The 23,777-nt window shown below is 63.8% G+C and carries 24 protein-coding genes and 2 riboswitches; of the genes, 7 read left to right on the top strand and 17 right to left on the bottom strand.

Annotated elements, in window-relative coordinates; translation table 11 throughout:
- The 4 genes from AC07XM_RS22015 to AC07XM_RS22000 form a co-directional block, all read right to left on the bottom strand.
- Window positions 1-367 (bottom strand): DUF2946 family protein (locus AC07XM_RS22015; protein ID WP_102690358.1); only part of this gene is annotated, 367 nt, incomplete at its 3' end.
- 169 nt (window positions 368-536) lie between these two features.
- Window positions 537-1,313, bottom strand: coding sequence for a ParA family protein (locus AC07XM_RS22010; protein WP_102690063.1), 777 nt, complete (start codon window positions 1,311-1,313; stop codon window positions 537-539).
- Between the two features lie 146 nt (window positions 1,314-1,459).
- Entirely contained in the window at window positions 1,460-3,031 is a 1,572-nt protein-coding gene (locus AC07XM_RS22005) for a sensor domain-containing diguanylate cyclase (protein ID WP_016485984.1), read from the bottom strand.
- A gap of 64 nt (window positions 3,032-3,095) precedes the next feature.
- Window positions 3,096-3,575: a hypothetical protein gene (locus AC07XM_RS22000; protein WP_016485985.1), complete on the bottom strand. Its 480-nt coding sequence runs from the start codon at window positions 3,573-3,575 to the stop codon at window positions 3,096-3,098.
- 130 nt (window positions 3,576-3,705) lie between these two features.
- On the opposite strand from AC07XM_RS22000, the gene AC07XM_RS21995 reads away from it, so the two are divergent.
- Together AC07XM_RS21995 and AC07XM_RS21990 are read left to right on the top strand one after the other, a co-directional pair.
- The gene (locus AC07XM_RS21995; RefSeq protein WP_095115097.1) at window positions 3,706-4,203 is read left to right on the top strand and encodes a GNAT family N-acetyltransferase; all 498 of its coding nucleotides are present in this window, start codon (window positions 3,706-3,708) and stop codon (window positions 4,201-4,203) included.
- A 122-nt stretch (window positions 4,204-4,325) separates the two neighbouring features.
- Window positions 4,326-4,649, top strand: a complete 324-nt coding sequence (locus AC07XM_RS21990) for a hypothetical protein (protein ID WP_016485987.1) — start codon at window positions 4,326-4,328, stop codon at window positions 4,647-4,649.
- Between the two features lie 47 nt (window positions 4,650-4,696).
- On the opposite strand, the gene AC07XM_RS21985 is transcribed toward AC07XM_RS21990, so the two are convergent.
- The 7 genes from AC07XM_RS21985 to AC07XM_RS21955 form a co-directional block, all read right to left on the bottom strand.
- Window positions 4,697-6,034, bottom strand: a complete 1,338-nt coding sequence (locus AC07XM_RS21985; protein ID WP_016485988.1) for an OprD family porin — start codon at window positions 6,032-6,034, stop codon at window positions 4,697-4,699.
- Window positions 6,031-6,465, bottom strand: a complete 435-nt coding sequence (locus AC07XM_RS21980; protein WP_060518794.1) for a pseudoazurin — start codon at window positions 6,463-6,465, stop codon at window positions 6,031-6,033. Before AC07XM_RS21980 ends, AC07XM_RS21985 begins: the two co-directional genes overlap by 4 nt.
- A 17-nt stretch (window positions 6,466-6,482) precedes the next feature.
- Window positions 6,483-7,271 carry an ABC transporter ATP-binding protein gene (locus AC07XM_RS21975; RefSeq protein ID WP_016485990.1) on the bottom strand — a complete coding sequence of 263 codons (789 nt, stop codon included), beginning with the start codon at window positions 7,269-7,271 and terminating at the stop codon, window positions 6,483-6,485.
- The gene (locus tag AC07XM_RS21970; RefSeq protein ID WP_102690064.1) at window positions 7,268-8,284 is read right to left on the bottom strand and encodes a FecCD family ABC transporter permease; all 1,017 of its coding nucleotides are present in this window, start codon (window positions 8,282-8,284) and stop codon (window positions 7,268-7,270) included. The genes AC07XM_RS21975 and AC07XM_RS21970 overlap by 4 nt, the downstream gene beginning before the upstream one ends.
- The gene (locus AC07XM_RS21965) at window positions 8,284-9,294 is read right to left on the bottom strand and encodes an ABC transporter substrate-binding protein (RefSeq protein WP_023048893.1); all 1,011 of its coding nucleotides are present in this window, start codon (window positions 9,292-9,294) and stop codon (window positions 8,284-8,286) included. Before AC07XM_RS21965 ends, AC07XM_RS21970 begins: the two co-directional genes overlap by 1 nt.
- 111 nt (window positions 9,295-9,405) lie before the next feature.
- Window positions 9,406-9,602: riboswitch (cobalamin riboswitch) on the bottom strand.
- A gap of 28 nt (window positions 9,603-9,630) precedes the next feature.
- Window positions 9,631-10,797, bottom strand: a complete 1,167-nt coding sequence (locus AC07XM_RS21960) for an acetyltransferase domain-containing protein (protein ID WP_016485993.1) — start codon at window positions 10,795-10,797, stop codon at window positions 9,631-9,633.
- Window positions 10,798-10,982: 185 nt separating this feature from the next.
- Window positions 10,983-13,109 (bottom strand): TonB-dependent receptor, encoded by a 2,127-nt coding sequence (locus AC07XM_RS21955; RefSeq protein WP_102690069.1) that lies wholly within the window; start codon window positions 13,107-13,109, stop codon window positions 10,983-10,985.
- 109 nt (window positions 13,110-13,218) lie between these two features.
- Window positions 13,219-13,426: riboswitch (cobalamin riboswitch) on the bottom strand.
- A 160-nt stretch (window positions 13,427-13,586) separates the two neighbouring features.
- Here AC07XM_RS21955 and AC07XM_RS21950 point away from each other — a divergent pair.
- Window positions 13,587-14,333 carry an outer membrane beta-barrel protein gene (locus AC07XM_RS21950; RefSeq protein ID WP_016485995.1) on the top strand — a complete coding sequence of 249 codons (747 nt, stop codon included), beginning with the start codon at window positions 13,587-13,589 and terminating at the stop codon, window positions 14,331-14,333.
- Window positions 14,334-14,464: 131 nt separating this feature from the next.
- Here AC07XM_RS21950 and AC07XM_RS21945 read toward each other — a convergent pair whose 3' ends face one another.
- The 3 genes from AC07XM_RS21945 to lpxO all read right to left on the bottom strand — a co-directional run bounded on the left by AC07XM_RS21945 (window position 14,465) and on the right by lpxO (window position 16,470).
- Window positions 14,465-15,034 (bottom strand): GNAT family N-acetyltransferase, encoded by a 570-nt coding sequence (locus AC07XM_RS21945; protein ID WP_060518786.1) that lies wholly within the window; start codon window positions 15,032-15,034, stop codon window positions 14,465-14,467.
- Window positions 15,035-15,112: 78 nt separating this feature from the next.
- Window positions 15,113-15,457: a carboxymuconolactone decarboxylase family protein gene (locus AC07XM_RS21940; protein ID WP_013973174.1), complete on the bottom strand. Its 345-nt coding sequence runs from the start codon at window positions 15,455-15,457 to the stop codon at window positions 15,113-15,115.
- Window positions 15,458-15,570: 113 nt separating this feature from the next.
- Window positions 15,571-16,470, bottom strand: coding sequence for a lipid A hydroxylase LpxO (gene lpxO, locus AC07XM_RS21935; RefSeq protein ID WP_102690065.1), 900 nt, complete (start codon window positions 16,468-16,470; stop codon window positions 15,571-15,573).
- Between the two features lie 158 nt (window positions 16,471-16,628).
- On the opposite strand from lpxO, the gene thpR reads away from it, so the two are divergent.
- A complete protein-coding gene (thpR, locus tag AC07XM_RS21930; protein ID WP_095114832.1) occupies window positions 16,629-17,174 on the top strand; it encodes an RNA 2',3'-cyclic phosphodiesterase in 546 nt (181 codons plus the stop codon).
- 139 nt (window positions 17,175-17,313) lie between these two features.
- On the opposite strand, the gene AC07XM_RS21925 is transcribed toward thpR, so the two are convergent.
- Entirely contained in the window at window positions 17,314-17,910 is a 597-nt protein-coding gene (locus AC07XM_RS21925) for an NAD(P)H-dependent oxidoreductase (RefSeq protein ID WP_102690066.1), read from the bottom strand.
- 91 nt (window positions 17,911-18,001) lie between these two features.
- On the opposite strand from AC07XM_RS21925, the gene AC07XM_RS21920 reads away from it, so the two are divergent.
- On the top strand, window positions 18,002-18,601 hold the full coding sequence (locus tag AC07XM_RS21920; RefSeq protein WP_095114835.1) for a TetR/AcrR family transcriptional regulator: 600 nt from the start codon (window positions 18,002-18,004) through the stop codon (window positions 18,599-18,601).
- Window positions 18,602-18,729: 128 nt separating this feature from the next.
- On the opposite strand, the gene AC07XM_RS21915 is transcribed toward AC07XM_RS21920, so the two are convergent.
- Window positions 18,730-19,635 carry an AraC family transcriptional regulator gene (locus tag AC07XM_RS21915; protein ID WP_060518777.1) on the bottom strand — a complete coding sequence of 302 codons (906 nt, stop codon included), beginning with the start codon at window positions 19,633-19,635 and terminating at the stop codon, window positions 18,730-18,732.
- Between the two features lie 181 nt (window positions 19,636-19,816).
- Here AC07XM_RS21915 and calA point away from each other — a divergent pair, with 181 nt between their 5' ends.
- Window positions 19,817-20,869 (top strand): vanillin reductase, encoded by a 1,053-nt coding sequence (gene calA / locus AC07XM_RS21910; protein ID WP_102690067.1) that lies wholly within the window; start codon window positions 19,817-19,819, stop codon window positions 20,867-20,869.
- A gap of 141 nt (window positions 20,870-21,010) precedes the next feature.
- Here calA and AC07XM_RS21905 read toward each other — a convergent pair whose 3' ends face one another.
- A complete protein-coding gene (locus AC07XM_RS21905) occupies window positions 21,011-22,327 on the bottom strand; it encodes a hypothetical protein (protein ID WP_102690068.1) in 1,317 nt (438 codons plus the stop codon).
- Window positions 22,328-22,532: 205 nt separating this feature from the next.
- On the opposite strand from AC07XM_RS21905, the gene AC07XM_RS21900 reads away from it, so the two are divergent.
- Window positions 22,533-23,732 carry a sugar transporter gene (locus tag AC07XM_RS21900; RefSeq protein WP_060518775.1) on the top strand — a complete coding sequence of 400 codons (1,200 nt, stop codon included), beginning with the start codon at window positions 22,533-22,535 and terminating at the stop codon, window positions 23,730-23,732.
- Window positions 23,733-23,777: the final 45 nt, after the last annotated feature.

Genomic DNA, 23,777 nt, shown 5'->3' with positions numbered 1-23,777 from the left:
CACGTGGGTTGAGGGCGGGGCGTTGGTAGCGTGGCGGCGGTTGTGCCCAGCTGCGCACGACGATGGGCGAGGTGGCCACGGCTTGCGCCGGGGTGAATGACCAGCCGCCGCTGCTGAGCGGTACGGCCAGGCCAAACGAGGAGCACACCGGGCAGTCGAGCTGGGCCATGTGCTGGTCACCGCCGGCACCGTCCAGGTCAATGGCCACGCCGTGTTCGCTGTTGACCGAGCAGAAGCCGCCTTCCAGCCCGGCCAGGCGCAGGCCACCCATCTGGCCATGGTGCAGGCCGCACAGCAACAGGCTGAACAGGACGCTGGCATAGAGCGTCCAGGCAGTCAGCGTGCGAGTGTGCCGGGTGATTTTCATGGCGGCGAATCTACCATCCGGATGAACGGTCGGGTAGTGCTTTTACTGCAAGTTTTTGGGGCTGCGTTGCAGCCCTATCGCGACACAAGGCCGCTCCCACAGACAACCGCGATCTCCTGTGGTAGCGGCCTTGTGTCGCGATAGGGGCGCAGAGCGCCCCCAGGGTCTATCAGGCCGCCCGCTCCAGCACATCCAGCAAATCGACAAACTCCATCGCCAGCTTGTGCCGTGGCGCCAGGTGCACCAACGGCACTGACGCCTGGTGCGATTCACGCATCTTGATCGAACTGGTCAGGTACACCGGCAGCACGGGCATGCCTTCGCTGCGCAACTGGTCGACCAGGGTCCGGCGCAGGGCGGTGCGCCCGGCGAACTGGTTGACCACCACACCTTCTACCTGCAACGCCGGGTTGTGGTCCTGGCGCAGTTCCTCGACCTCGGCCATGACACTGTGCAGGGCCTGGCGCGAGAAGCTGTCGCAGTCGAACGGGATCAGCAGGCGCTCTGCTGCCACCAGCGCACTGAAGGTGTAGAAATTGAGCGCTGGCGGGGTGTCGATGTAGATCCGCTCGTAGTCCTCGCTCAGTTCCACCAGCAGCTTGCGCAGCTTGTTGATCTTGAACTTGCTCTCCAGCTTGCTTTGCAGGTCGCTGAGATCGGGGCTTGCGGTGACCAGGTGCAGGTTGCTGTAACGGGTTTCGGTGATCGCCACCCGGTGCTTCTTGCCGGCGGCAGTGGCCGCTGACAGGGTCTGGCGAAAGAAGTCGGCGATGCCGGCAGGTATGGCGTCATTGACCAGGCCGGTGAGGTAATAGGTGGCATTGGCTTGCGGGTCGAGGTCGACCAGCAACGTTCGGTAACCCTCGGCAGCACTGGCAGCGGCGAGGTTGCAGGCGATGCTGGACTTGCCGACGCCACCTTTCTGATTGAAGACCACACGACGCATGAGACGCTCATCCATGAAGTGAAAATGTCAGGTTGGGGTCAATCCTATGACTGTAACGCGACAGTTTTATGACAAAGATTGTTACAGCTGCTGGTTTCAACTTCTCCTGTGCCGGGCTCTTCGCGGGTAAAGGTGCAACAGGAGGCTCAGGCCACACACATCCGATTGCGCCCGCTCTGCTTTGCCAGGTAGAGCGCCCGATCAGCCTTGCTCAATGCTTCCACAGGCTCGCTGCCCGCCTCGCCATCCCAGCGTGCCACCCCCAGCGAAACCGTCACCGCGCCCACCGGCGGCACGGGCGTATCCTGCACCGTCACCCGCAGCCGCTCGGCCACCACTGTCGCCACGTCCAGGCTGGCCCCCGGCAGCAGCATCAGGAATTCCTCGCCCCCGGTGCGGCACAGCAGGTCGCCCTCGCGGCAGCAGCGGCGCATCAACTCTGCCAGTCGGCGCAGCACCTGGTCGCCGACCTCATGCCCATGCTTGTCATTGACCTGTTTGAAATGGTCGATGTCCAGCACAATGGCGGCAAAGGCCCGGCCTTCGGCTTCCAGCAATGACAGGCTGAACTCCAGGCTGCGGCGGTTGCCCAGGCCGGTCAGCGGATCGGTCTGGGCGTCGCGGTTGAGCCGGCCGATGCGCTCCTGCAGCAGGTTCAGCCCGATCAGCAGGGCACGCTTGAGCTCGGCCGCCTCGAAGTACCAGGCCCGCACGCGGTGCAAGCGCTCGGCGGTGCCTGCACGGTCCATCGAGCGGGCACCGGCAGCCAGTTGCCACAGCGGCCGGGCGATGGTCATGGCCAGCCACCACAGCAACAGGCAGCCCACCAGCGCCAGAGGCGCAGAAGTGCCCACCACGTTGAGGATCAGGTGGTTCAGTGGCGTCACCGTCTGCGCCAGCGGTTGCTGCGCCACTACCCCCCAGCCGGCGCTGGGTACGGTGGCGAACCCGGCGAGCATTTCCACGCCCAGGCTGTTGGTGATTTGCCGAGTACCGTTGTCCAGCGTCGCCAACTGGTCGATCAGGGCGTTGCCCTCTACCACCGTGCCTACCCGTTCGTGATTGGGGTGGTACAGCAGGCGACGGTTGCGGTCGACCACATACAGGTACGAACCGTCCTTGTAGAAGTGTTCGCCCAGCAGGCTGTTGAGGATGTTGCGTTCACGCAGGTACAGGCTGCCGCCGACATAGCCCAGGTAGCGACCGTCGCTGTCGAACATGGGGTGTGAAAGCGCCACCACCAGGTTATCGGCCGCCGAAAGGTAGGGTGTGGAAACCAGCGGGCGGCGTTCGTGCAGTGCTTCCTGAGCGCCGGGCGACTGGACAAGGGTGCCAATCAGATGCCGCAGCGGGGCGGGGGATACGGCCCGCAGCACGCCGTTGGCATCGATGACGAAAGTGGAGTTGAAGGCCATGCTCTGGCCCAGTACACGGTCGGTTTCCCCCAGCAGCGCCGCGGCATCGCTTAGCTGCCGGCCTTGTACGCCGGCGCTGAACCTCAGCTGCTGCTGGGCGTTGCCGATGAATGTCTCGGTGATGCTGGCCAGCTTCATCGCATACACCCGGTTGGCTTCCAGGGCGTGGTCGATCAGCAGTTGGCGCTGCACCCGGTAGCTGGCGAAATAGCTGGCGCACAGCATGACCAGGGCGGTAAGGGCGCAGAGCACCAGAATGAGTGTGCGTAGATCCAGGCGCAATCCGTGCTTGGCGTGTGGCAATCCTGACCTCGATTGATTGAAAGTAGCGACGACCTTTCGCGCTAGGGGAAGTGGGGAACCGCGTTCAGGAACCAGCCCTGTCCAGCGCATTCAGCTCGTCTTCTACCTGCTGCATGCGTCGCTCGACCAGTGCCTGCACCTTGACGTCGCGGGCGGTCTCACGCATCAGGGCGGTGAGTTTTTCGCTCAGGCGCTTGCCCGCTTCGGTGTCTTCCAGCGCTCTGGCCTTGGCCGGGTCCTGGGTGGCAGCAACGATGGTGGCAAATTCGGCGTCGCTGAAGTTCTTTTCGCTGTACAGCCGGAACAGGTCCTGGCGCTGGTCCTCGACGGTCAGGTACTTGCGCAGTACACCCTGGATGGTGGCTTGCGACAGCTGCGGGTGAGTGCGGCCGAGCAGCGCGGCCATGCGCTCGATGTTATGGGTATAGGCCTCTTGCAGCGGCAACTGAGCGAGGATCTGGTCTTCACGAGAGGGTTTCTGGTCGCAGGCGGTGAGGGCGGCAGTCAGCAGCAGGGGCAACAGCAACGTCTGGAAGCGAGGCATGGCGTGGCCTGGTCGGGCAGTGAAGACGGCCGATTATACCGATGTCCGCCCGGCCACGACGAGCTTTGTGATTTGCCTTGAACGGCACACTGGGGTAGAACCTTGCCCTCCCACCACTGCCAACAGCCCCATGCCGAACTGGACCCTGCAACCTGTGGCGCGCGTCGCCATTGCCGAAGTCGTGGCGTTTGTCGATAGCGCACGCCGCGAGTTGTTCCCGATGCTTGCAAAAGCGCCATTGCCGCACGACCTTGCGCATTTTGCCGAGACTTACCTGGACGGTGCGGGGTGCTTCCTTGAGGCGCGTGATGCCGGGCGGCTGGTTGCGGTGATCGGCTACTTGCCCTATGACCACCGCTTCCCTCAGCTTGATTATCACGCTGAGCGGGTGGTCGAGGTGGTGCGCCTGTTCGTGTTGCCGGCCTACCGCAGGCATGGCCTGGCTGCCGCGTTGTTCGGCGCGTTGCGCGAGCGGGCGGAGCAGGCAGGTATCGACTGCCTGTACCTGCATACGCATCCGTTTCTGCCGGGTGCGATTGCGTTCTGGGAGCGGCAAGGGTTTGCCGTGGTGAATGTGGAGCAAGACCCGGTCTGGCAGACCACGCACATGCACTTGCGATTGCCCTGATCTGTGGGAAATTGCCTACAACGGCGCTTTGGGTGTGATCGACGCGTTCATATCCAGGCCGGTCCTGCTTGCTTACCTTCCCCTGTGCACGGCTTATTCACTGCACACGAGGGAGGCTCACGATGCCACACATGGCGCTGTACAAACTCAAACTGCTTGACGAATTCGAAGACCGCACTGGCCTGTGGACCTTCGGTGATTTCGAGAACAGGTTGATGGAACTGTGGCGTGGGGCGACGCGCCATGATGCCAAAGGTATTATCAACGCGGCGCACAACGAGCGGCGCTGGCCCAGGACGGTGAAGCGCTACTTGCTTACCCATTACCGGGCGTTTGGCAATGTCAGTTCGGAGCTGCAGCGCACGTTTGCCGAGGTGCTGGCCGCGATGAGTGAGCAGGAGCAAGCGCAGTGGGGGTTGCTGCCTGCGGGTAGCGCTGTTGCCTGATGGATCCTGGGGCCGCAAACCGCCGCCAGTCCAGGCAACCCGGTCTATCAGCCCCCCCCAGACAACGGCCACTCCACCGCCAAGCGTATCTGGTCGCCGTCCAGCTCCGCCTGCGCCGTGTTCCCCCGGTGCACGTTATGCCTCACCGAGAACGTCGTCCCCTTGGCCTTGCCACTTTGCACCACATACCTCGCCTCGAGGTCGCGTTCCCAATGCTTGCCACCCTTGCCATACCCCAGGTATGCATACCCGCCATTGGGGTCGACATGCGTGCCGTCGATATCGAACCCCCGCACATACAACGCCGTCAGGTTCAACCCCGGCACCCCATAGGCCCCCATGTTCAGGTCATAGCGTGCCTGCCAGGACTTCTCGTTCGGGGCGTTGAAGTCCGACATCTGCACGGCGTTGGCAATGAAGATTGCCCCTCGCGTCACGTAGTCGAACGGGGTGTTGCCGTCGACCTGTTGCCAGCCAAGGCTGAAACCGTGCGGCCCCTGGTTGTAGCGCGAGACCAGGCTCCAGGTGGTGTTGTCGATGCGCCCGGACAGCGCCTTGCCGGTGTCTGTGGTGCGGTACAGGTTGAGGTCCAGGCTGATGCTGCGTCGGTCATCCAGCGCGTGGCTGAGGGTGCTACCCAGGTAGTGCTGGTTCCAGCTGTCCTCGTAGCGCGAGGTGTACAGGCTGCCGCTGAAGGCTGCACCGGGGTTCCAGACCACGCCCGCCAAGTCAAAACTGTTGCCCTGCTTGCCGTTGGAGTAATTCACCACGAAGCCCTGGTCGTGGCTGGAGGCATTGCGGTCGGCGCTTTCGTTGAAGTGCCCGGCCACCAGCGTTAGCGTGTCCAAATCGTTGCTGGTGAGGAAGAACCCTGTGGCGGTTTCGGGCAGCAGGCGGCTGTCGGAAGAGCTGAACACCGGGGTTTTGACGCGTTGTTCGCCATAGGACAGTACAGTATTGGATACCCGCAACTTCAGCGCCGCGCCTGCGCGGCTGTATTCGTTTTTTGGATGCCCGTCGTTATCCATCCCCAGCAGGCGTGCTTTGCCCGCGCGCCCGCCGCCACTGTCGAGTTGTACGCCCAGATAGGCATGGGCATCGACGCCGACACCGATCAGGCCCTGAGTGAAGCCGGACTGAAATGTCCCCATCAAACCGTAGGCCCATTCCTCAGCCTTGCCATCACGTTCGCTGCGCGGTTTGTAGGCATTGCGCGCGGCACTGTTGCGCCCCCCGTGCCGGTAGTTGCGTTGGTCGAATACGCTGCGGTTGAGGATGCTCCAGCTGCTGTCTTCGACAAAACCGTTGCTTTGCGACTGAGCGGAGTCGGCCAGGGCAAAGGGCGACAACCCCAACAGTGGCAGCGCCAACAACAGCCGGTTCATCGCGCTGCCTCAAGCTTCTGCAACTGGGCTGCGAAGCGGGCTTGCGCCCGCGCAGGCAAGCTGGCTGGCAACTCGGTAGCCGGCGCGTCACCGACCTGAATCACCATCACCATGCCCATCGCCAGGTGCGGAATGCATTGGATGCCGTATACCCCCGGCACGCTGAAGGTCTGCTCGAACGGCTGGTTCAACTTGCTCTTGAAGGCCTCGGACCCCGCCGGTAGCAGGCCGGTCACGCTGGCCGCATTGTGCCCGTTCTGGGTGGGCAGAAAGCGCACCGTGTCGCCGGGGGCAATGCGCAGGTGGTCCGGCTCGTACACCATGGCGCCCTCGCTGCCGCGGTTGAGCATTTTCACTTCATGCACCTCGGCCAGTGCGGCCGGGGCAAGCAGGGCGCTGGCAAGCAGCAGGGCGACAGGGCGCAACAGCATCAGTGGAACTTCCTGGTTCAGGGGGCGCGAAAACGCAGGATGCGCGCGCCATCGAAGGGATCGGTGAGGTAGCGGGCATGCACGCCAAAGGTGCACAGCAGGCGCTCGGGGGTGAGGACTTCGAACGGTTTGCCAAGGGCGACCAGGCGGCCCTTGTCCAGTACCGCGACGCGGTCGCAGGTGAGTGCCTGGTTGAGATCGTGCAAGGCCACCAGCGTGGTCACGGGCAGGGCTTGAACCTGTTGCAGCAGGCTTAGCTGGTGCTGAATGTCCAGGTGGTTGGTCGGCTCGTCCAGCAACAGTACCTGTGGCCGTTGTGCCAGGGCGCGGGCGATGTGCACGCGCTGGCGCTCGCCACCCGACAGCGACCCCCACAGGCGTGCGCGCAGGTGCAGGGCGTCGAGGTCAGCCAGGGCCTGTTCGACGATGGTACGGTCCTCTCGAGAGAAGGGTGCCAATGCCGACAGCCAAGGTGTGCGGCCCAAGGCAACGGCGTCGAACACACGGATTGCGTCGAGGGTGTCAGCTTGTTGCTCGACCAGTGCCAGGGCCTGCGCAACCCGGCGGCGGGGCAGTTGTGCCAGCGGTTCGCCCAGCAGTTGCACGTTGCCACTGGCCGGCTTGCGCAGCCCGGCCAGCAACTTGAGCAGTGAGGACTTGCCGGAGCCGTTGGGGCCTACGATGCCCAGGGTTTCACCTGCTACAACGCTCAGCTCGATATCGCGCAGCACGGCAGTGCCGGCCAATTGCAGCCCTAGGCCCTGGCAACTCAGCGGCGCAAGCTGTACAGCTGTCATGACCGTCATGAGTGCCCTCGGCGGCTGACCAGAATAAGCGCGAAGACGGGCGCCCCGATCAGTGCGGTGACCACGCCCACGGGAATCACCTGGCCCGTGATCAAGGTGCGTGAGAGGACGTCGGCGGCAATCAGGAACAGTGCACCGCCCAGTGCGCTGGCGGGCAACAGGCGGCTGTGGCCTGGGCCGAGCAGCAGGCGCAGGGCATGCGGAATCACCAGCCCGACAAAACCGATGGCGCCGACGATGGACACCATCACGGCCGTCACCAGCGCTGTGCAACTGATCAGCAGTAGCTGGGTGCGCCGCACCGGGATGCCCAGCGATGCAGCCGAATCGGCGCCGAAGGTGAAGGCATCCAGTGCGCGGCGGTGCCACAGGCACACTACCAGGCCAAACAGCGCCACCGGTACGGCCAGCCACACCGATGGCCAGCGCACGCCGCTGAGATTGCCCAACAGCCAGAACAGGATGCCGCGTGCCTGTTCGGCGGTGGCCGACTTGGTGATGAGAAAGGCGGTGAGAGCGTTGAACAGTTGCGAGCCGGCGATACCGGCGAGGATCACCTGCGCGTTGTTGCTGCCAGGGCCGGCCGCGCGGGCCAGTACCAGCACCAGGGCGAACGCAGCCAGCGCCCCCATGAAGGCGCCCCCGGACATGCTCAGCGTCAGGCTACCCAGGCCCAGCAGGCCGACCAGCACTGCACCGGTCGAGGCGCCGGCCGACAACCCCAGCAGGTACGGCTCGGCCAGCGGGTTGCGCAACAGCGCCTGCAGAACCACACCGCAGGTGGCCAGGCCGGCACCGCAGGCTGCCGCGACCAGGGTGCGGGTCAGGCGGTAGTTCCAGACGATGCCGGCGTCGATCGGGTCAACCGGGTAGCCGGCCTGCCACAGCTGGTTGGCCAGCACCTGGCCGACCACGCTGGGCGACAGGTTGGTCTCACCAATGGCGGTGCCGGCCAGCAAGGCGGTCAGCAGTGCCGCCAGGGCAACGGCGATACAAGGTAGCAGGCGGCTCATCACTGGGGTGCTTTACCGCTGGCAAAGGCGGCGGACAGCGTCTGCAGGCCACGGAACAGGCGGATGCCGGCCTGCATGGCGTCGGCGTCGAGGACGATGATGCGATCGTGTTTCACCGCGTCCATGTTGCGGGTTACCGGGTCGTTGCGCAGAAACTCCAGCTTCTTCTGGTAGTCGTCGGCGGGGAAGCGGCGGCGGTCCATGCGGGCGATGATCAGCCAGGTGGGGTTGGCCTTGGCCAGGGTTTCCCAGCCTACGGTCGGCCACTCCTCGGTGGATTCGACCACGTTGCGAACGCCCAACGTGCGTAGCATGAAGTCCGCGACCCCTTGACGGCCCGCCACGTAAGGGTCGATGTCGAGGTCAGCGCTGGAGAACCAGAACAGTGCCGAGGTGGCAGACAGGTCCTTGCCGGCCAGTTGCGCCTTGGCGCTGTCCAGGCGGCCTTTCAGCTCGGCGTTCAACGCAGTGCCGCGGTCCTGCACATCGAAGATCTCGGCCAGCTGGCTGACGCTCTTGTAGATGCTGTTTACCTGAAACGCCTGCAGGCGGGTGCCGTCGGCGCCGACCAGGTTGTCTTTGCCTTCGCAGTCCGACGGCAGCAGGTAGGTGGGGATCTTCAGCTCATCGAACTGCTCGCGGGTGCCGACCACACCCTGGGCGCCGACCATCCATTCGAACTGCACGGTCACCAGCTGCGGGCGCTTGCCGACCACGGCCTCGAAGCTGGGGTCATTGTCGGCCAGGCGCGGCACCTTGTCGTTCTGCGCCTGGTACTCGGGCAGCACGTTGTTGAACCACAGCGAAGTGCCCGCCAGCTTGTCGCCAAGCCCGAGTGCGTAGAGTATCTCGGTGCCGGCCTGGCCGATGGTGACGGCGCGCTGCGGGGCCTGGGCGAAGGTCTGCGGTTTGCCGCAGTTCTCGACCGTGAGCGGGTAGTGGGTGGCGGCGGCCTGGGCCAGGCCAGTGAGGCCGAGGCCGGCGAGCAGGGTGGCGAAACGGGGCAGCATGCTGGGCGATCTCCTATCGGACAGTTCGGGTGAGGAACGCACGGACAGGCATCGCCGAGCCCCCGCCGAGGGCAGGGGCAACACTGATGGCCAATCCCGGACACCCCGCCGGTTGGTAAATGTAGGCCGGCAGGTCTCCTGACTGGTGCGTCATGGCCCGGCTCCGGCCTTCCCGGGTTGTGGCCCAGTGGCATCAATGGAGCAGGCTCGGCACCTACAGTTGCGGGGGCAGTTCCGTTTGGCCCGTATTGGCGGGCCTGGGATTCCCTATTAATTCCGTGGTGGAAACCGGCGGCCCGCATGGTAGACCATCGTGCCGCCGGGTGAAAACGCTTTTCAGAAGTACTTCAGCCAGGTGATGTCGCGGCGGCGCGCTTTCAGGCGAGCGAACCCGCGCACCGGCAGGTACAGCGAAACCGCCAGCACCACTGCACCCAGCCACACCGCCGCGATGCCGTCGAAGCCGAAGTAGTCGCCATGGTTGAGGCCGAACAGCGCCACGCAGGCCAGGTACAACAGCTTCAGCACGTACAGGTGCAACAGGTAGAAAAACATCGGTGCTGCGCCAAACACTGCCAGCGCGCTGACCCAGCGGGCCTGGCCGGCGCGCTCGAAGGCGCGCAGCAACAGCAGGCCGCAGCCCAGGGTCAAGGCCAGGAACAGCAGTGAAGGCGGGTACTTGGTGATGTTGAAGAAGCTCATCACGGTTTGTGTGAAGGTGGGGTAACCGCTCCACGGCGCCTCGCCGTAGCCGTTGAACATGCGCAACGCGACAAAGCCCAGCAACGCGATCAAACCCGCCAGCAGCAGGCGCTGCTGGCGCTGGCCAGCCGCACTGCCCCGGGCAAACCAGGGGCCCAGGCCATAACCCAGCGCGATGACGCCGATCCATGGCAGCACCGGGTAAGACGTGCGCAGGCGCAGGTTTTCGGAAAACTCAAGCCAGCCCCGGTCGTGCAGGATTGCCCATGGCACGTGCAGGGCTGACTCCACACCAAAGTGCAGGCCGTCGAGCAGGTTGTGGCCGGCAACGATGGCTGCGCCCAGGGCGAGCAGGGCAGCACGTGGCAGCCATACCAGCAGCGACAGGGCGATCATGCTGACGCCGATGGCCCAGATGACTTGCAGGTAGATGACGCTGGGGGGCAACTGAAAGGTCCAGGCGAAGTTGACCAGGGTGAATTCCAGCACCACCAGGAACAACCCGCGCTTGAACAGAAACGCCGAGACATCGCCGCGGCCTTGGTGCTTTTCGCCGTACAGCCAGGCCGACAGCCCGGTTAGCAGGACAAACACTGGCGCGCACAGGTGGGCCAGGGTCCGGCTGAAGAACAGCGACGGCTCTGTGGCTTCGATGGTCATCGGGTCGCTGACCTGTCGGTGCAGGAAGAACGTTTCGCGGACGTGGTCCAGAAGCATGAACAGGATCACCAGGCCGCGCAGGGCATCGATGCTTTGCAGGCGCTGGGTGATCAAGGAGGGCGTGGCGCTGGCGCTTGTCATGGAGGGTCGCTGATAGGAATTAATGTCATGTGAAACGTTATCTTATAACTAATCGATGAGAGGTTGGTAGAGGTTTTTGTGTTGCCTGTGCCGGTCTCTTCGCTGCGCAAGGCTGCTCCTACCGGTCGGTGGTGACTGGCAGGAGCAGCCTGGTGCTGCGAAGAGGCCGTTACAGGCAACTCAGGTCAGAAGGTGTAATCAACCGTCGCAAAGTACGATCGTGGCATCCCCATCAACCACTGCTGCCCACTGAACGCCGACTGCACATATTCACGATCAGACAGGTTGTTCAACTGCAACCCCAACTTCACATCCGGCAGCACCTGCCAGGCGATGTTGGCATCGACCACGGCGTAGCCGGGGGCACGTTGGGAATTGGCAGTATCGGCATAACGCTCATCCACGTAGCGCACACCCATGCCGGCCTCTACCTGCTGGCCGAAGCCTTTGCTCAGCCACAGGTTGGCGGTACGCCGTGGCACGTTGGCCGGCCGGTTGCCGGCACGGTCCTGCGCTACACCGCCGACCATCTCGTCGAAATCGTCATACCTGGCGCGTACCAGCGACGCATTGGCCGACACCTGCCACTGATGCGCCAGTGCCAGTTCCAGGGTTGCCTCAAGGCCATCTGACGTCTGCTGCCCAGCCTGTTGTTTCTCGTGGGTGATCGGGTCGTCCACCAGCAGCTTCTTTTTGACGATGTGGTAGGCGGCCAGCGTCCATTCGCCACGGCCGTCCCAGAAGCGCTGCTTGAGGCCAACCTCGGTCTGTTTCGCCTCGGTCAGGTCATAGTGCATCTGGGTGGGGCTGAGGCTGATGAGGTTGTTGACCCCCTCCTGGCTGGTGGAGTACTGCCCGTACAGCGCCAAGTCATCGGTGACTGCGAACACCAGCCCGGCGCGCCAGTTACCACCTTGCAGGCTGCGGTCGCTGCGGCTGTCGTTGGTCAGGTTGGTGCGGTCGATGTGGTTCTGGTCGCGGCGCACCCCAGTGACCAGCGACAGCCGGTCGCTCAGTTGCAAGCGGTTCTCGACGAACAGAGCGAAGGTGTGGGTGCTGGACAAGGTTTGCGGGCGCAGCGGCGAGGCGCTGTGGAACCCGCCCGGTTCTGGCTGCCATGGGTCGATGTAGTCACCGCCCACATCGTTGTAGGGCGCATTGCTGTCGACGTTGAAGCGGACCTTGTTGTATTCCGCGCCGACCACGGTCTTGCTGGCCAGGCTGAACAGCCTGTGGTCAAAGGTGAAGGTCTGGCGGTCGCCGAACTGTTCCTGGTTGTGCTTGATCTCCAGGTAGCTGCCGCGCTGCAATTGCTGGCGCTCGGCGTCCCAGCTGTAGTCTTCGGCATTGCGCCAGTGGCGGCGGCTTTTGATGTAGTACAGCTGGTTGCTGGCGCTGACGTGGTCGTTCAGCGTCCAGTCCGTGGTCAGCCGGGTCCACTCATCGACGTAGTGCTGCACGTCGTTCTGCACGTTGTAGTTTTTCTTGCGCAGGCTGCTGCGGTAGTGGCCGTCGATCAGCGGGGTGCCGTAGTAGTTGGCAGGCTCTGCATCACCACGGTCGTGGGCAAGGGTGAAACTGAGGTCGTCACTGGCATCGAAACGCAGCGCGGCACTCAGGGCCAGGCTGCGCGATGTGGTGCGGTCGACCCAGCCGTTGCCGGCCTGCTGGTTAAGGGTCAGGCGATAGCTAAGGCGCTCGCTGAGGCTGCCGCCGCTGTCCAGGCCGAGCTGCTGGCGGTCCCACGAGCCGTAGCCCAGGCGCAGGTGGTTGCGCACCTCGCCGGCAAACGGTTTTTTCGGGATCACGTTGATCACCGCGCCGGTGGCGCCTTCGCCATGCAGAACCGAAGCCGGGCCGCGAATGACATCGATACGCTCGACCATCCACGGGTCGACCGGGAACGTCTGGGTGCCGGCACCGGTGTACAGGCCTGCGCCGTCGAACAGGGTCATCACCGAACTGTGACCGGCAAAGCCGCGGGCGGACAGGCCTGTGCCGCCGTCGCCGGGGGAGCCGACGAAGGTGATGCCCGGCGACCGCGTCACCGCATCCTGCACGGTGAGGTTGTTGCGCTGCTGAATCTGCTCGGCGCTGATGCTGCTGGTGCTGGCCGGTGTTTCCAGGGCACTGAGGCCGAGGCGCGAGCCTGCCTGGGTCGGCGTGGCCAGGTCGAGGGTGCGGCTGTCGAGGGTGTCGGTGATGGCCGTGGAAGGCAAGGCCAAGGGCTGCTGGTCATGGCCATCGGCCAGGGCCGGGAGGGCGACGGCCAGGCAGGCCGCCAGGGGGTGAAGCTTGAACATACGGGACATGTCGTTCCACTGCTGCAGGAATGAATGGATCCCGGTGGAAAACACGCAAAGGCGAACCATGCAGGCAGGCGCGCGCACGGATTCCGGCCTGCGCCCGCCCACCGCGGGTTGCCAAGTGAAGCTCCAGGCCGGTCTCCGGGCTTGCGAGGGGCATGAAACCTTCACCTTCCCATGCACGTGCACAGTGGTATCTCGAAGGGTTCACTCGCTTACCGTTGCGGGGGCAGCGCCGGACTTGTCATGGGTAACATGACGCACCGGCTTCCCGTTTCACCCTGCGCGCGGCGGCGAAGGGCACCTGAAACTGGCGCGCATCTGACCACTGAAAGGCTAAGGCGTCAAATGTTGGCGTGCCATGAATACGCCGATAAAACACAGGGTTGCGTGTTTTTACTGATTTTTTTTCGAACTTTTCGTGTGGCGTTTGTCTCGAACCGCACGTTCGTCTTTCGTTACCAAGTCATGGAGACTTTACGCATGCCTGCTCGTCATCTGTTGCGCCACACCTGCCTGCTCGCCTTGATCGCCGCACCGCTGGCCGCCACCGCCGCACCCAGCACCGACCCGCTGTTCACCATCGGTCTGCAGGGCGCCTACGACAAGTTCAAGTTCGAAGGTGGCAGTGAAAGCGACAAGGAACACATGGGCCAGGGCGGTGTGTTCGCCACCTTCGGCAACAAGCTGACAGCCGAATCCGGTTTCATCTACCAAATCGGCGCCGAAGCCAAATACGGCAAGAAGAACGACAACAAGCTCAAGGAAGCCCAGGCTGACCTGGACCTTGGCTGGCGTGCGGCGCTGGACGCTCGCAACTTCGTCGATGTGACCGTGGGCGGCGGCTACAGCTGGTCGCGCTTCGAGCCGGAAATCAACGACCTTGATACCAAGCTCACCGTGAAGTCGCCCTTTGCCAAGGCGGCGCTGGGCTACAACCACCAGTTCGACGCCTCGACCCTGCGGGTGGAAGTGGGCGCGCGCCACACCCTGGACGGCCGTGCGCGGCTGAAAGTGGACGACTTTGGCAGCGACACGGTCGACCTCAAAGACCGCACCAACCCGTACGCCGAAGTGACGTTGCTGATGAACCAGCAGGGCGCTTTGCCGGTGCAGGCCGGGGTGTACTACACCCGCACCGAATACAAGCTGGACGAAGATTCGCCAGTGGCAGACAACACCAAGCTCAAGCGTGACGAGTTTGGTGTAAAGGTGGGCTTGGCGTTCTGAAGCTGAGCGTTTAGCAGGCCCGGCCTCTTCGCGGGTGAACCCGCTCCCACAAGGACCGCACAGCCTTTAGATGCTGCGCAGTACTTGTGGGAGCGGGCAAGCCCGCGAAGGGGCCGAACCTGCAAGAGAGGTCAGCGCCCGCGACGCCGCGACACCCGTGCCTCGATGTTCTTGCGCCCGATCAGCAGCGGTGGTTTCTCCACCACCGGCTCCTCTGCCAGCCACTTGTACATCACCAGGCAGTCCACCAGCCCAAGGCGGGCATGGCGGTAAGCCTTGGGCAAGCGGCCGACCGTTTCAAATCCCAGCCTGTGCCACAGTGCCACCGCAACTTCATTGCTGGCCACTACCGAGTTGAACTGCAGGGCCAGAAAGCCCTCCTGGCGCGCCAGCTTCTGCGAGTGCTCGCACATCAGGCGTGCCACACCTCGGCCGCGTGCCTGTTCGCACACCATATAGCCGCAATTGCCCACGTGCGCGCCAGGCCCGGCGGCATTGGCCTTAAGATAATAAGAACCCAGCAGCTCGCCATCTTCTTCGGCCAGCAGCGTGTGCAATGGCAGCTCCAGCCACAGCTGGCGGGCCTGATCGATGCTCAGCTCGGGGTCAAAGGCGTAGGTTTCACGGGCCTGGACAATGGCCTGGAAGGTGGGCCAGAAGCGCTCGAAGTCTTCGGCTGTCATAGGGCGAACGTGGATCATGCGGGCTCCTGCAAGGGCTGGGCCGCCAAGTCTGTGGGGCGCGGCGCCGTCGCGCAAGGGCGACGACGCCGTTTGTGCCTAGCCGTTGGCCTTGCCCACCGCATCCATGGCTCGCGCCGAGTACACCAGCGCAGCACCGGCGTTCATCGCCACGGCGACGCCGAGGGCTTCGGCAATTTCCTCGCGGCTGGCCCCGTGCTTGACCGCCTGCTGCGAATGCACGGCGATGCAGCCGTCGCAACGGGTGGTCACGGCCACGGCCAGTGAGATCAACTCACGCGTCTTGGCGTCGAGGTGGTTGGTCTTGGCCCCTGCACCGCTGGCGGTCATGTAACCGGCCACGGTGTCGGGGGAGAGTTGCTTGAGATCGCCGATGCCGGCCATCAACTGCTTACGGTAGGCGTCCCAGTCCATCATGCTCATCGTCTTCACCTTGTGGTGGTTGCGAGTGGAGCTTTCAGGCTAGTCGAAGAGTGACACCTGCGAGGCTTGTACTTTGGTGGGTGTGCAGCAGCACTTGTGGGCGCGTTGAGCCTTCAAATGTAGATGAACACCAGCACCAGCGCTGCAACCACCGCCCATTTTTCCACGTAGTAGCGCAGGCGGTTGCGCTTCTTCAGCGCTTTGCCGCGTTCACGGATCTTGTAGATGCGGGTGAACAACCGGTTGATACCGCCGGTCTTGTCGCCGGCACCGTTGGGCGCGGCGGCGGCGGCCATGACGTTGCGGCTGAACCAGCGGTTGAACGCAGTGGCCCAGCGGTACTTGAGCGGGCGCTCGACGTCACAGAACAGGATGATGCGGTTGTGCTCGGTCGTGTTCGCCGCGTAGTGGATGTAGGTCTCGTCGAAGATCACGCCCTCGCCATCGCGCCATGAGTATTTCTCGCCGTCCACGTCGATGTAGCAACCGTCATCGTTCGGCGTGTCCAGGCCCAGGTGATAGCGGTACGAGCCGGCATATGGGTCACGGTGGCGCACCAGCTTGGCGCCCGGCGGCAGGGTAGCGAACATGGCAGCCTTGACCGTGCCGATGCTTTGCAGCAGTTCGGTGGTGCGTGGGCAGAGGGCCATCGCCGAAGGGTGGCTTTCGCCGTACCACTTCAGGTAGAAGCGCTTCCAGCCAGTCTTGAAAAACGAGTTGAAACCGACGTCATCGTAGTTCTCGGACTTCTTGATTTCGCCCACGTGCAGCAACTGGCGGCCTTCCTCGCGGATTTCCTGCCAGTGGTCTTGCAGCGGCTTCAGTTCGGGGAAGGCTTCGACCGGCAAGTATGGCTTGGCCGGGAGCTTGGAAAACAGGTACAGGAAACTGTTGACCGGGGCGAGGAAGCTGGAGTGGTCGCCCAGCTGGCGAGTCAATTTGTGGCGAACCCGACCGCGCAGGTGCACGTAGGCAATCGAGAGGGCGAAGATAAGTACGAGTGCAATTTTCATGGACGTTTACTTGTCGAAAAATGGCCATGCGTCATGGCATAAGCTCGCCAGCATAAACAATCATGGGGGTAGTTTGTACTTATTGTTACGAAACACCGGGGCGACATTGGTGTAATGCCCTACAGTCTTGCGCAAACGTTTCATGTCAGGGAGTTGGTATGGTTCAGGATATACGCCCCAGCGGTAGCCCGTTCAAACGGCTGTTCTTCGCCTTGCCGGTCAGCGATGCCCAGCGCCATGCCTTGGCTCAGTGGCGCCGGGCGCTGAACCTGCGCAGCGGCAAACCCGTCCCCGCGGCCAACTTCCATGTCACGCTGTTGTTCCTCGGCGATGTGGATACCGCACAGGTGCCGGCGATCTGTGCGGCAGTCGATCAACTGACGTTGCCAACCCTGGCACCGCGGCTGTTGCTTGACCGTTTGCAGGTGTGGCAGCGGGCCGGCGCGTTGGTGCTGGAGGCACAGCAGACACCGCCGGCCCTGTTGCAACTGGTGTATGGCTTGCAGCAGGCACTGCTGCCGTTGGGGGTGGAGGCGGCCAACCGTGAGTATCGGCCGCACTTGACCCTGTCCAGGGATTACCACGGGCAACCACCCGAGGCCAGCAGCGCGCCGGAGTTCTACCTCAGCGCGCGCCACTTCACGCTCTACGAGTCGCGCAAGGGCGCCTACTGGCCCTTGGCGCAGTGGCCGCTGGCAGACTGACCCGGGGTCAGCGTTGCGTGGCTCGCCATAGTTGTTGCTGCCATTGAGCTGGTTGAAGCCTGCAACCCAGTACTTCTTGTCGAACAGGTGGCGTGCCCAACCGAGGCTGCCGCTACTTGAGTAGCCGCCCTGTGCCAGTTCAGGCTGCGGCCTGGCAATCTGCAAACAGTTTTTTGCCCAAGGCGTGTGCATGGTGCAAGTGGGGAAGCTGGTCAGGCCCTTCGCTGTCATCCAGCAAGGTGGAACTGAGTACCTCGGCGCCGCAATAGTCGAAGATGCCGTGCTCGATCTGCACGCGCATCGCCTCGCCATAGCCGTGCCGTTCGAAGGTGCCTGTATCGGCACCCGCAACGCCGATCAGGTGAACCTTCATGCCACGCAATTTCTTCACCGTGGCGCCTTCTTCATAGTCGAACGCCCAGCCATTGCTGAATACCCGTTCGACCCAGCCCTTGAGCAGGGTCGGCAGTGACCACCAGTAGACCGGATAGACCAGCACCAGGGCATCGGCGCGCTCGATGCGTGCCTGCTCGTTGAGTACATCAGCCGGCGGTGCTGCCAGCCGGCGGTGCACGGCATGGTCTGCCAGGCTGAAGCGGGGGTCGAAGCCTTCGCTGGCCAGGTCGGCGATTTCGCTGCTGTGGCCGACGCTGGCCAGGCCGTCGGCAACCTGCCGGGCCAGCGCGTGGGTGAGGGATTGCGGGTCATGGTGACCGACGACGATCAGAGCGTGCATGGTGGCTCTCCATTCAACGGTGCAGGGTAGCCTGAAGCGTTATATACTCCAGGTAAGTTACGTTTAGTAAGTTACTTTTGGTAGGTAATCGATGTCAAGCAACGATCAAGCCCGTTCCCGCAAGCGCCTGAGCCGCGACGACCGACGCAGGCAGTTGCTGGACATGGCCTGGCAATTGGTTCGGGAGGAGGGTACCGATGCCTTGAGCCTGGGCCGCCTGGCTGAACAGGCGGGGGTAACCAAGCCGGTGGTCTATGACCATTTCGAGACCCGCAACGGGCTGCTGGTGGCGCTGTACCAGGAATACGATGCGCGTCAGTCGCAGATGCTGGCGCAAGCCTTGGCCAGCTGTGAAGCCAGCTTGGCCAGCCGCGCCCGGGTGATTGCCGAGGCCTACGTGGACTGCGTGATGAGCCAGGGCCGGGAGATACCCGGGGTGTCGGCAGCGCTGGCCGGGTCGCCGGAACTGGAGGCGCTGAAACGGGCGTACGAGCAGCCGTTCCTGGACAAGTGCCGCGAAGCCTTGGCCGGGTTTTCGCCCAGCGGCAATGTAGGGGTTGCCGGCATGCGCCTGCTGGTCGGGGCAGCGGATGCGCTGTCCCAGGCGGCTGCAGCAGGGGAACTGGAGGCCGGGCAGGCCAAGGCTGAGCTCAAGGCCGCCATTATCGCCATGGTCGAACGGCAAACATGAAGCGCATGCGACCATTGTGTGTGGGCGCACCCGCGAACACCGGCATAGCCGGTGCCATCCACCGCGTTGTCTGCTTCGCGGGCGCGCCCGCTCCCACAGTGATCGAGCATGCTTGATAACTGGCTTCGCTACACAGGCAAGCTCTGATAGGGCTGTTCATCCCCCGGGCTGCGCTCGAACTGGCGCTTGTACTCGCGGCTGAACTGCGAGGTGCTCTGGTAACCCACCCGGTGCGCTGTTTGCGCCACCCCCAGGCCTTCACCGATCAGCATCTGCTGCGCCTTGAGTAGCCGCAAGCGCTTGAGGTACTGCATCGGTGCCATGTCGGTGCAGCGCTTGAAGTGTTCATGGAAGGTCGAAACGCTCATGTTGGCCCGCGCGGCCAGTGCCTCCACGCTCAGCGGCTCGGCGTAGTGCTCGCGCAGGTGGGCGAGGGCGGCGCCGATGCGGGCAAAATGCCCCTGTTGCTCCACCAGTGCTCGCAACACACCGGCCTGCGGGCCGCGCAGCGCGGTATACAGCACCTCACGTACGCGCGCCGGGCCCAGCACCTTGGCATCAAGCGGGTCCTGCAGGCAGTGCAGCAGCCGTTCCACACTGTCACGCATTGGCGCATCCAGTGCCGCCGAGGTCATCGATTGCGGTGTTTGCGCCTGTACTGCAGCGTCCGGCACCAGGCCCATGCTCTGCACCAGTTCACCCAGCACGCCACGGTCGATGTCCACCGCCACGCCCAGCAATGGCGCGTCAGGGGTGGCGAAGGTTTCGCACATGAACGGCACCGACAACGCCTGCACCAGGTAATGCCCGGCGCCGTACTCCAGGGTGCGCGGCCCCAGGCGCGCCAGCTTGCTGCCCTGGGCCAGGATCATCAGGCTGGGTTCGTAGATCTGCGGGCTGCTGGCCACATAGTGGTCCCAGCTCAGCACCTGTACCTGGGGCAGGTGCGTGGGCACAAAGCCCGGGCGCGTGGCGAGGCTGCGGATCAGCGTACAGAGTGGCGAATTGGCGTCGACGTGGCGGGTCAGTTGCATGTTAAACCAAGGGCAGAGGATCAGACAGCTTAATCATCGCAGATTAAGGGGATGGCGCGAGTTATCAGATGGCATCTTCGGATAATCAGGCATGGATGCCGGAGAATCTGCCGTGGGCGTGACGCGGTTGGACGCGCAAAATGCGTCGCCTGAATCGTTTCACTTCCCTGCGAGGACCTGCATGTATACCGCCATCGGTTACGCCGCCCAAACCCCTTCCAGCCCTCTGGCCCCCATGACCTTCAAGCGCCGCAGCCCGCGCCCGGACGACGTCGCAATCGACATCCTGTACTGCGGCGTATGCCACTCCGACATCCACCAGGCACGCAACGAATGGGGCATTGCCGTGTACCCGCTGATGCCTGGCCACGAGATCATTGGCCGGGTCACGGCGGTGGGCGCCAAGGTCACCGCGCACAAGGTGGGTGACCTGGTTGGCGTCGGCTGCATGGTCGACGCGTGCCGCCATTGCGAAGCCTGCGCCAAGGACCTGGAGCAATACTGCTCGGAAGGCCCGACCATGACCTACGCCACCCCGGACCGGGTCGACGGCAGCAACACCATGGGCGGTTACTCCAGCAGCATCGTGGTCAGCGAGCACTTCGTGCTGCGCATCCCGGCCGGCATGGACCTGCCCAGCGCCGCACCTATCCTGTGCGCCGGCATTACCACCTATTCGCCGCTCAAGCATCACGGCGTCGGTCCGGGCCACAAGGTTGGCATCCTCGGCATGGGCGGGCTGGGCCACATGGGCATCAAGCTGGCCAAGGCTCTGGGTGCGGAAGTGACCCTGTTCACTCGCTCCCAGGCCAAGGCGGAGGAAGCCCGTCGCCAGGGTGCCGACCATGTGATCGTGTCCACCGACCCCGAGCAGATGCAGGCTGCAGCTGGTCGTTTCGATTTCCTGCTCGATACCATTCCGGTGCAACACGACCTCAACCCGTACCTGGAAACGCTGAAGTTCGATGGTGTGCACATCCTGGTTGGCCTGATCGAACCGATCGACCCGCCCGTGCATGCGGCCAACCTGGTGTTGAAGCGCCGGGTGCTGGCGGGGTCGTTGATCGGTGGCATCGCCGAGACCCAGGAAGTGCTGGACTTCTGCGCCGAGCACGACATCCGCTGCGATATCGAGATGCTGGATATCCGTAACATCAACCAGGCGTATGAGCGGATGATCGCCGGTGATGTCAAGTACCGGTTCGTGATCGACATGGCCACGTTGCAAGGCTGATTGATCGGCTGCCTGTCCTGGCCTCTTCGCGGGGAAACCCGCTCCCACAGTTGCACCACGGCATTCACGCTATGTGCGGTCCCGTGGGAGCGGGTTCACCCTCGAAGGGGCCAGTACAGGCTGCAACAAATCCTGGTTCTGTTACCAGACCATCGCCTTGTCCCACCCCCGCCAGAACAACCACCGCCGCACCTCGCCATGTGCCCCGGTGCCGATCTGCCATTCAGGCCGCCCGTTATCCAGCGCAATTACCGACACCACCCCCGCGTGGCTAGCCGCCACCAGCGTTTGCCCGTCGGCGCTGATATCCATCGCACTGATGGTCGAGCCCAGGTAATGCTGCCAGTGTTCCGTACCGTCCTCGCCAAACGCCCGCAGGTAGCCATAGGCATCCCCCACAATGTACTCGCCATTACGCGCTACGCCGGCGTATACCCGCGCGCCATCCTGCAGCAGTGGGGTACGTGGGTCCTGGCTGTAGTAGTCGGTTTCCAGCCCCGGCAAATCGGCGACGTTTACCCCCAACGTGGCGCCGCTGTAGAAATGACAGGCATTGAGGGCCAGGTGGTCACCCGCGCGGTTGAACAACGCAAAGTGCGGGTACTCGCTGCCAGGGCCGATGTCCGCCAGCAGCCTGAGTTGCGCGTCCAGCACCAGGTGCCGGCTGCCTTGCTCACCCACCACGATCAGCCGGCCATCCGCCGACACCGCGCCATGCTCCATGCTCAGCCCCAGGCTGATGTCGTCCGGGTCGGTGCCTTCGGCCAATTCATCGAGCACGCGTGTCTGCTGTGGCAGCAGGCGAGTCGCACCCTCGGTGGACAGCACGAAGATACCTTCGGCACTCACCAGCAGCACGCGTTGGCCATCCGGGAAGGGGATCAGCGCGGTCGGGGTGGGCGGCAGGTCGAACGGTTCGAACGGGTAACCTGGCGGCAACCCCTCCAGCCCGGTTGGCCAGGCCAGGCGCTGCACGTGTGGGCCGCCCCAGCCATCGGTCACACGCACGCCTTCGGCGTTGGCCAGGGCGAAGTAGCGACGGGCCGGGCAGCGGCCAAAGTGTTCGATACCGATGACCGGGGTTACCTCTTGGTGGCCGATACGCACCACATGGCCCTTGTCGTAAGGCATGCCGATGCGTGCCAGCAGGCTGCCATCCTCCAGCAGCAGGACATTGCTGATGCCTTGGCCGTGGTCTTCGAGCAACGGTACCAGGGGGTGGTGCGCAGGTGGCCAGGCTTCGCGGAAGGCTCGACGCTGTTGTTCGTCGGCGCCAGGGTGATTGGCTGCCTGCAGGGCTGTCAGCCAGGCGTCCAGCAGGTGCCCGGTGGCTGGCGCCTGCGGCTCTTCAAGATTGTCCCAGCCTTGCGCACGGCCCTGCGCGACGTATTCGTTGACGCCCTGGGCATAGGCAATGACTGCCTGCTGCCACTGCTGCTGGGGGTGCTGCTTGTCCATGAGCGGATCGGGCTCCTTGTTGCACACGCGTTTCACACAAAGCGCGCATGGTACTCCTTCTGCCTGCCTTGCGGTTGTGAGGCCCCGGGTTGACGCGTACCATGCCGTGCATTCCTATCAATAACAGCGCGTACGTCGGCACCCCTGCAAGCGGGTGGCTGGCGTGCGAACTGTTGCCTTGTCTGCGGAGAAGCGTTTTCCACCCATGAACGGACCCATACCCACCCACATGCCGCCCACGGCCGGCAGCGGCAGCTGGCTGAGCGTCATCGCCCTGGCCCTGGCGGCCTTCATCTTCAACACCACCGAGTTCGTCCCGGTGGCGTTGCTCAGTGACATTGGCCGCAGCTTCGACATGAGCACCGCCCAGGTCGGGCTGATGCTGACCATCTATGCCTGGGTGGTGGCGCTGGCCTCGCTGCCGATGATGCTGCTGACCCGCAACATCGAACGGCGGCGCCTGCTGTTGTTCGTGTTCCTGGTGTTCATCGTCAGCCACTTGCTGTCGTGGCTGTCGCAGAGCTTTGCCATGCTGCTGGTCAGCCGTATCGGCATCGCCCTGTCGCATGCGGTGTTCTGGGCCATTACCGCCTCGTTGGCAGTACGCGTGGCGCCACCTGGCCAGCAGGCCAAGGCGCTGGGCCTGCTGGCCACCGGTACCACCCTGGCCATGGTTTTGGGCATTCCGTTGGGTCGCGTGGTGGGCGAGGCGCTGGGCTGGCGTGTGACCTTCCTTAGCATTGCCGGGGTCGCGCTGGCCACCATGCTGTGCCTGATGAAGTCGCTGCCGCTGCTGCCCAGCCAGAACTCGGGCTCGTTGCGCAGCCTGCCAATCCTGTTCAAGCGCCCGGCGCTGGTGATTACCTACCTGCTGGTGACGCTGGTGATTACCGCTCAGTTCACCGCCTATAGCTATATCGAACCGTTTGCCCTGCACGTGGCGCAGATTGGCGGTGAGCGCACCACGCTGTTGTTGTTGCTGTTCGGCGGTGCCGGGGTATTCGGTTCATTGCTGTTCAGCCGCTACAGTGACCGTTTCCCCCATGGCTTCCTGGTAGGCTCGATCGGCTTGCTCGCCGCATGCCTGTTGCTGATGTTGCCGCTGTCGGGCAATTTCTACGCGTTCGCGGCGCTGAGCATGTTCTGGGGTGTGGCGATCCTCAGCTTCAGCCTGTCGCTGCAGTCCAAGACGTTGAAGCTGGCATCCGATGCCACCGATGTGGCCATGGCGCTGTTCTCGGGTATCTACAACATCGGGATTGGGGGCGGTGCGCTGCTGGGCAGTATTGTCAGCAGCCAGATGGATGTGGCGGATATCGGCCTGGTGGGCGGTAGCGTGGCGGTGGTCGGGCTGGTAATGGCTGTTGCCAGCACCCGGCGCTACCGCGAGGCGCTGACGCACTGACCCAATGGCCAGCGGGCTTTTTGTAGGAGCGGCCTTGTGCCGCGA

The sequence above is a fragment of the Pseudomonas sp. GW460-LB5 genome (assembly GCF_059423245.1).
The sequence above is the reverse complement of the archived record's forward strand: the minus strand, read 5'-3'. Positions and strand labels throughout refer to the sequence as shown.

What these genes read in the sequence shown, in the direction of transcription:
- thpR (WP_095114832.1), top strand. Translation starts at nt 16,629, where the DNA reads ATGGTTCAGGATATACGCCCCAGCGGTAGCCCGTTCAAACGGCTGTTC.
- AC07XM_RS21960 (WP_016485993.1), bottom strand. Translation starts at nt 10,797, where the DNA reads ATGACAAGCGCCAGCGCCACGCCCTCCTTGATCACCCAGCGCCTGCAA.
- AC07XM_RS21985 (WP_016485988.1), bottom strand. Translation starts at nt 6,034, where the DNA reads ATGAACCGGCTGTTGTTGGCGCTGCCACTGTTGGGGTTGTCGCCCTTT.
- AC07XM_RS21915 (WP_060518777.1), bottom strand. Translation starts at nt 19,635, where the DNA reads ATGCAACTGACCCGCCACGTCGACGCCAATTCGCCACTCTGTACGCTG.
- AC07XM_RS21905 (WP_102690068.1), bottom strand. Translation starts at nt 22,327, where the DNA reads ATGGACAAGCAGCACCCCCAGCAGCAGTGGCAGCAGGCAGTCATTGCC.
- AC07XM_RS21900 (WP_060518775.1), top strand. Translation starts at nt 22,533, where the DNA reads ATGAACGGACCCATACCCACCCACATGCCGCCCACGGCCGGCAGCGGC.
- AC07XM_RS21925 (WP_102690066.1), bottom strand. Translation starts at nt 17,910, where the DNA reads ATGCACGCTCTGATCGTCGTCGGTCACCATGACCCGCAATCCCTCACC.
- AC07XM_RS21975 (WP_016485990.1), bottom strand. Translation starts at nt 7,271, where the DNA reads ATGACGGTCATGACAGCTGTACAGCTTGCGCCGCTGAGTTGCCAGGGC.
- AC07XM_RS21920 (WP_095114835.1), top strand. Translation starts at nt 18,002, where the DNA reads ATGTCAAGCAACGATCAAGCCCGTTCCCGCAAGCGCCTGAGCCGCGAC.
- AC07XM_RS22000 (WP_016485985.1), bottom strand. Translation starts at nt 3,575, where the DNA reads ATGCCTCGCTTCCAGACGTTGCTGTTGCCCCTGCTGCTGACTGCCGCC.
- lpxO (WP_102690065.1), bottom strand. Translation starts at nt 16,470, where the DNA reads ATGAAAATTGCACTCGTACTTATCTTCGCCCTCTCGATTGCCTACGTG.
- AC07XM_RS22010 (WP_102690063.1), bottom strand. Translation starts at nt 1,313, where the DNA reads ATGCGTCGTGTGGTCTTCAATCAGAAAGGTGGCGTCGGCAAGTCCAGC.
- AC07XM_RS21940 (WP_013973174.1), bottom strand. Translation starts at nt 15,457, where the DNA reads ATGAGCATGATGGACTGGGACGCCTACCGTAAGCAGTTGATGGCCGGC.
- AC07XM_RS21990 (WP_016485987.1), top strand. Translation starts at nt 4,326, where the DNA reads ATGCCACACATGGCGCTGTACAAACTCAAACTGCTTGACGAATTCGAA.
- calA (WP_102690067.1), top strand. Translation starts at nt 19,817, where the DNA reads ATGTATACCGCCATCGGTTACGCCGCCCAAACCCCTTCCAGCCCTCTG.
- AC07XM_RS21965 (WP_023048893.1), bottom strand. Translation starts at nt 9,294, where the DNA reads ATGCTGCCCCGTTTCGCCACCCTGCTCGCCGGCCTCGGCCTCACTGGC.
- AC07XM_RS21980 (WP_060518794.1), bottom strand. Translation starts at nt 6,465, where the DNA reads ATGCTGTTGCGCCCTGTCGCCCTGCTGCTTGCCAGCGCCCTGCTTGCC.
- AC07XM_RS21945 (WP_060518786.1), bottom strand. Translation starts at nt 15,034, where the DNA reads ATGATCCACGTTCGCCCTATGACAGCCGAAGACTTCGAGCGCTTCTGG.
- AC07XM_RS21955 (WP_102690069.1), bottom strand. Translation starts at nt 13,109, where the DNA reads ATGTCCCGTATGTTCAAGCTTCACCCCCTGGCGGCCTGCCTGGCCGTC.
- AC07XM_RS21970 (WP_102690064.1), bottom strand. Translation starts at nt 8,284, where the DNA reads ATGAGCCGCCTGCTACCTTGTATCGCCGTTGCCCTGGCGGCACTGCTG.
- AC07XM_RS21950 (WP_016485995.1), top strand. Translation starts at nt 13,587, where the DNA reads ATGCCTGCTCGTCATCTGTTGCGCCACACCTGCCTGCTCGCCTTGATC.
- AC07XM_RS21995 (WP_095115097.1), top strand. Translation starts at nt 3,706, where the DNA reads ATGCCGAACTGGACCCTGCAACCTGTGGCGCGCGTCGCCATTGCCGAA.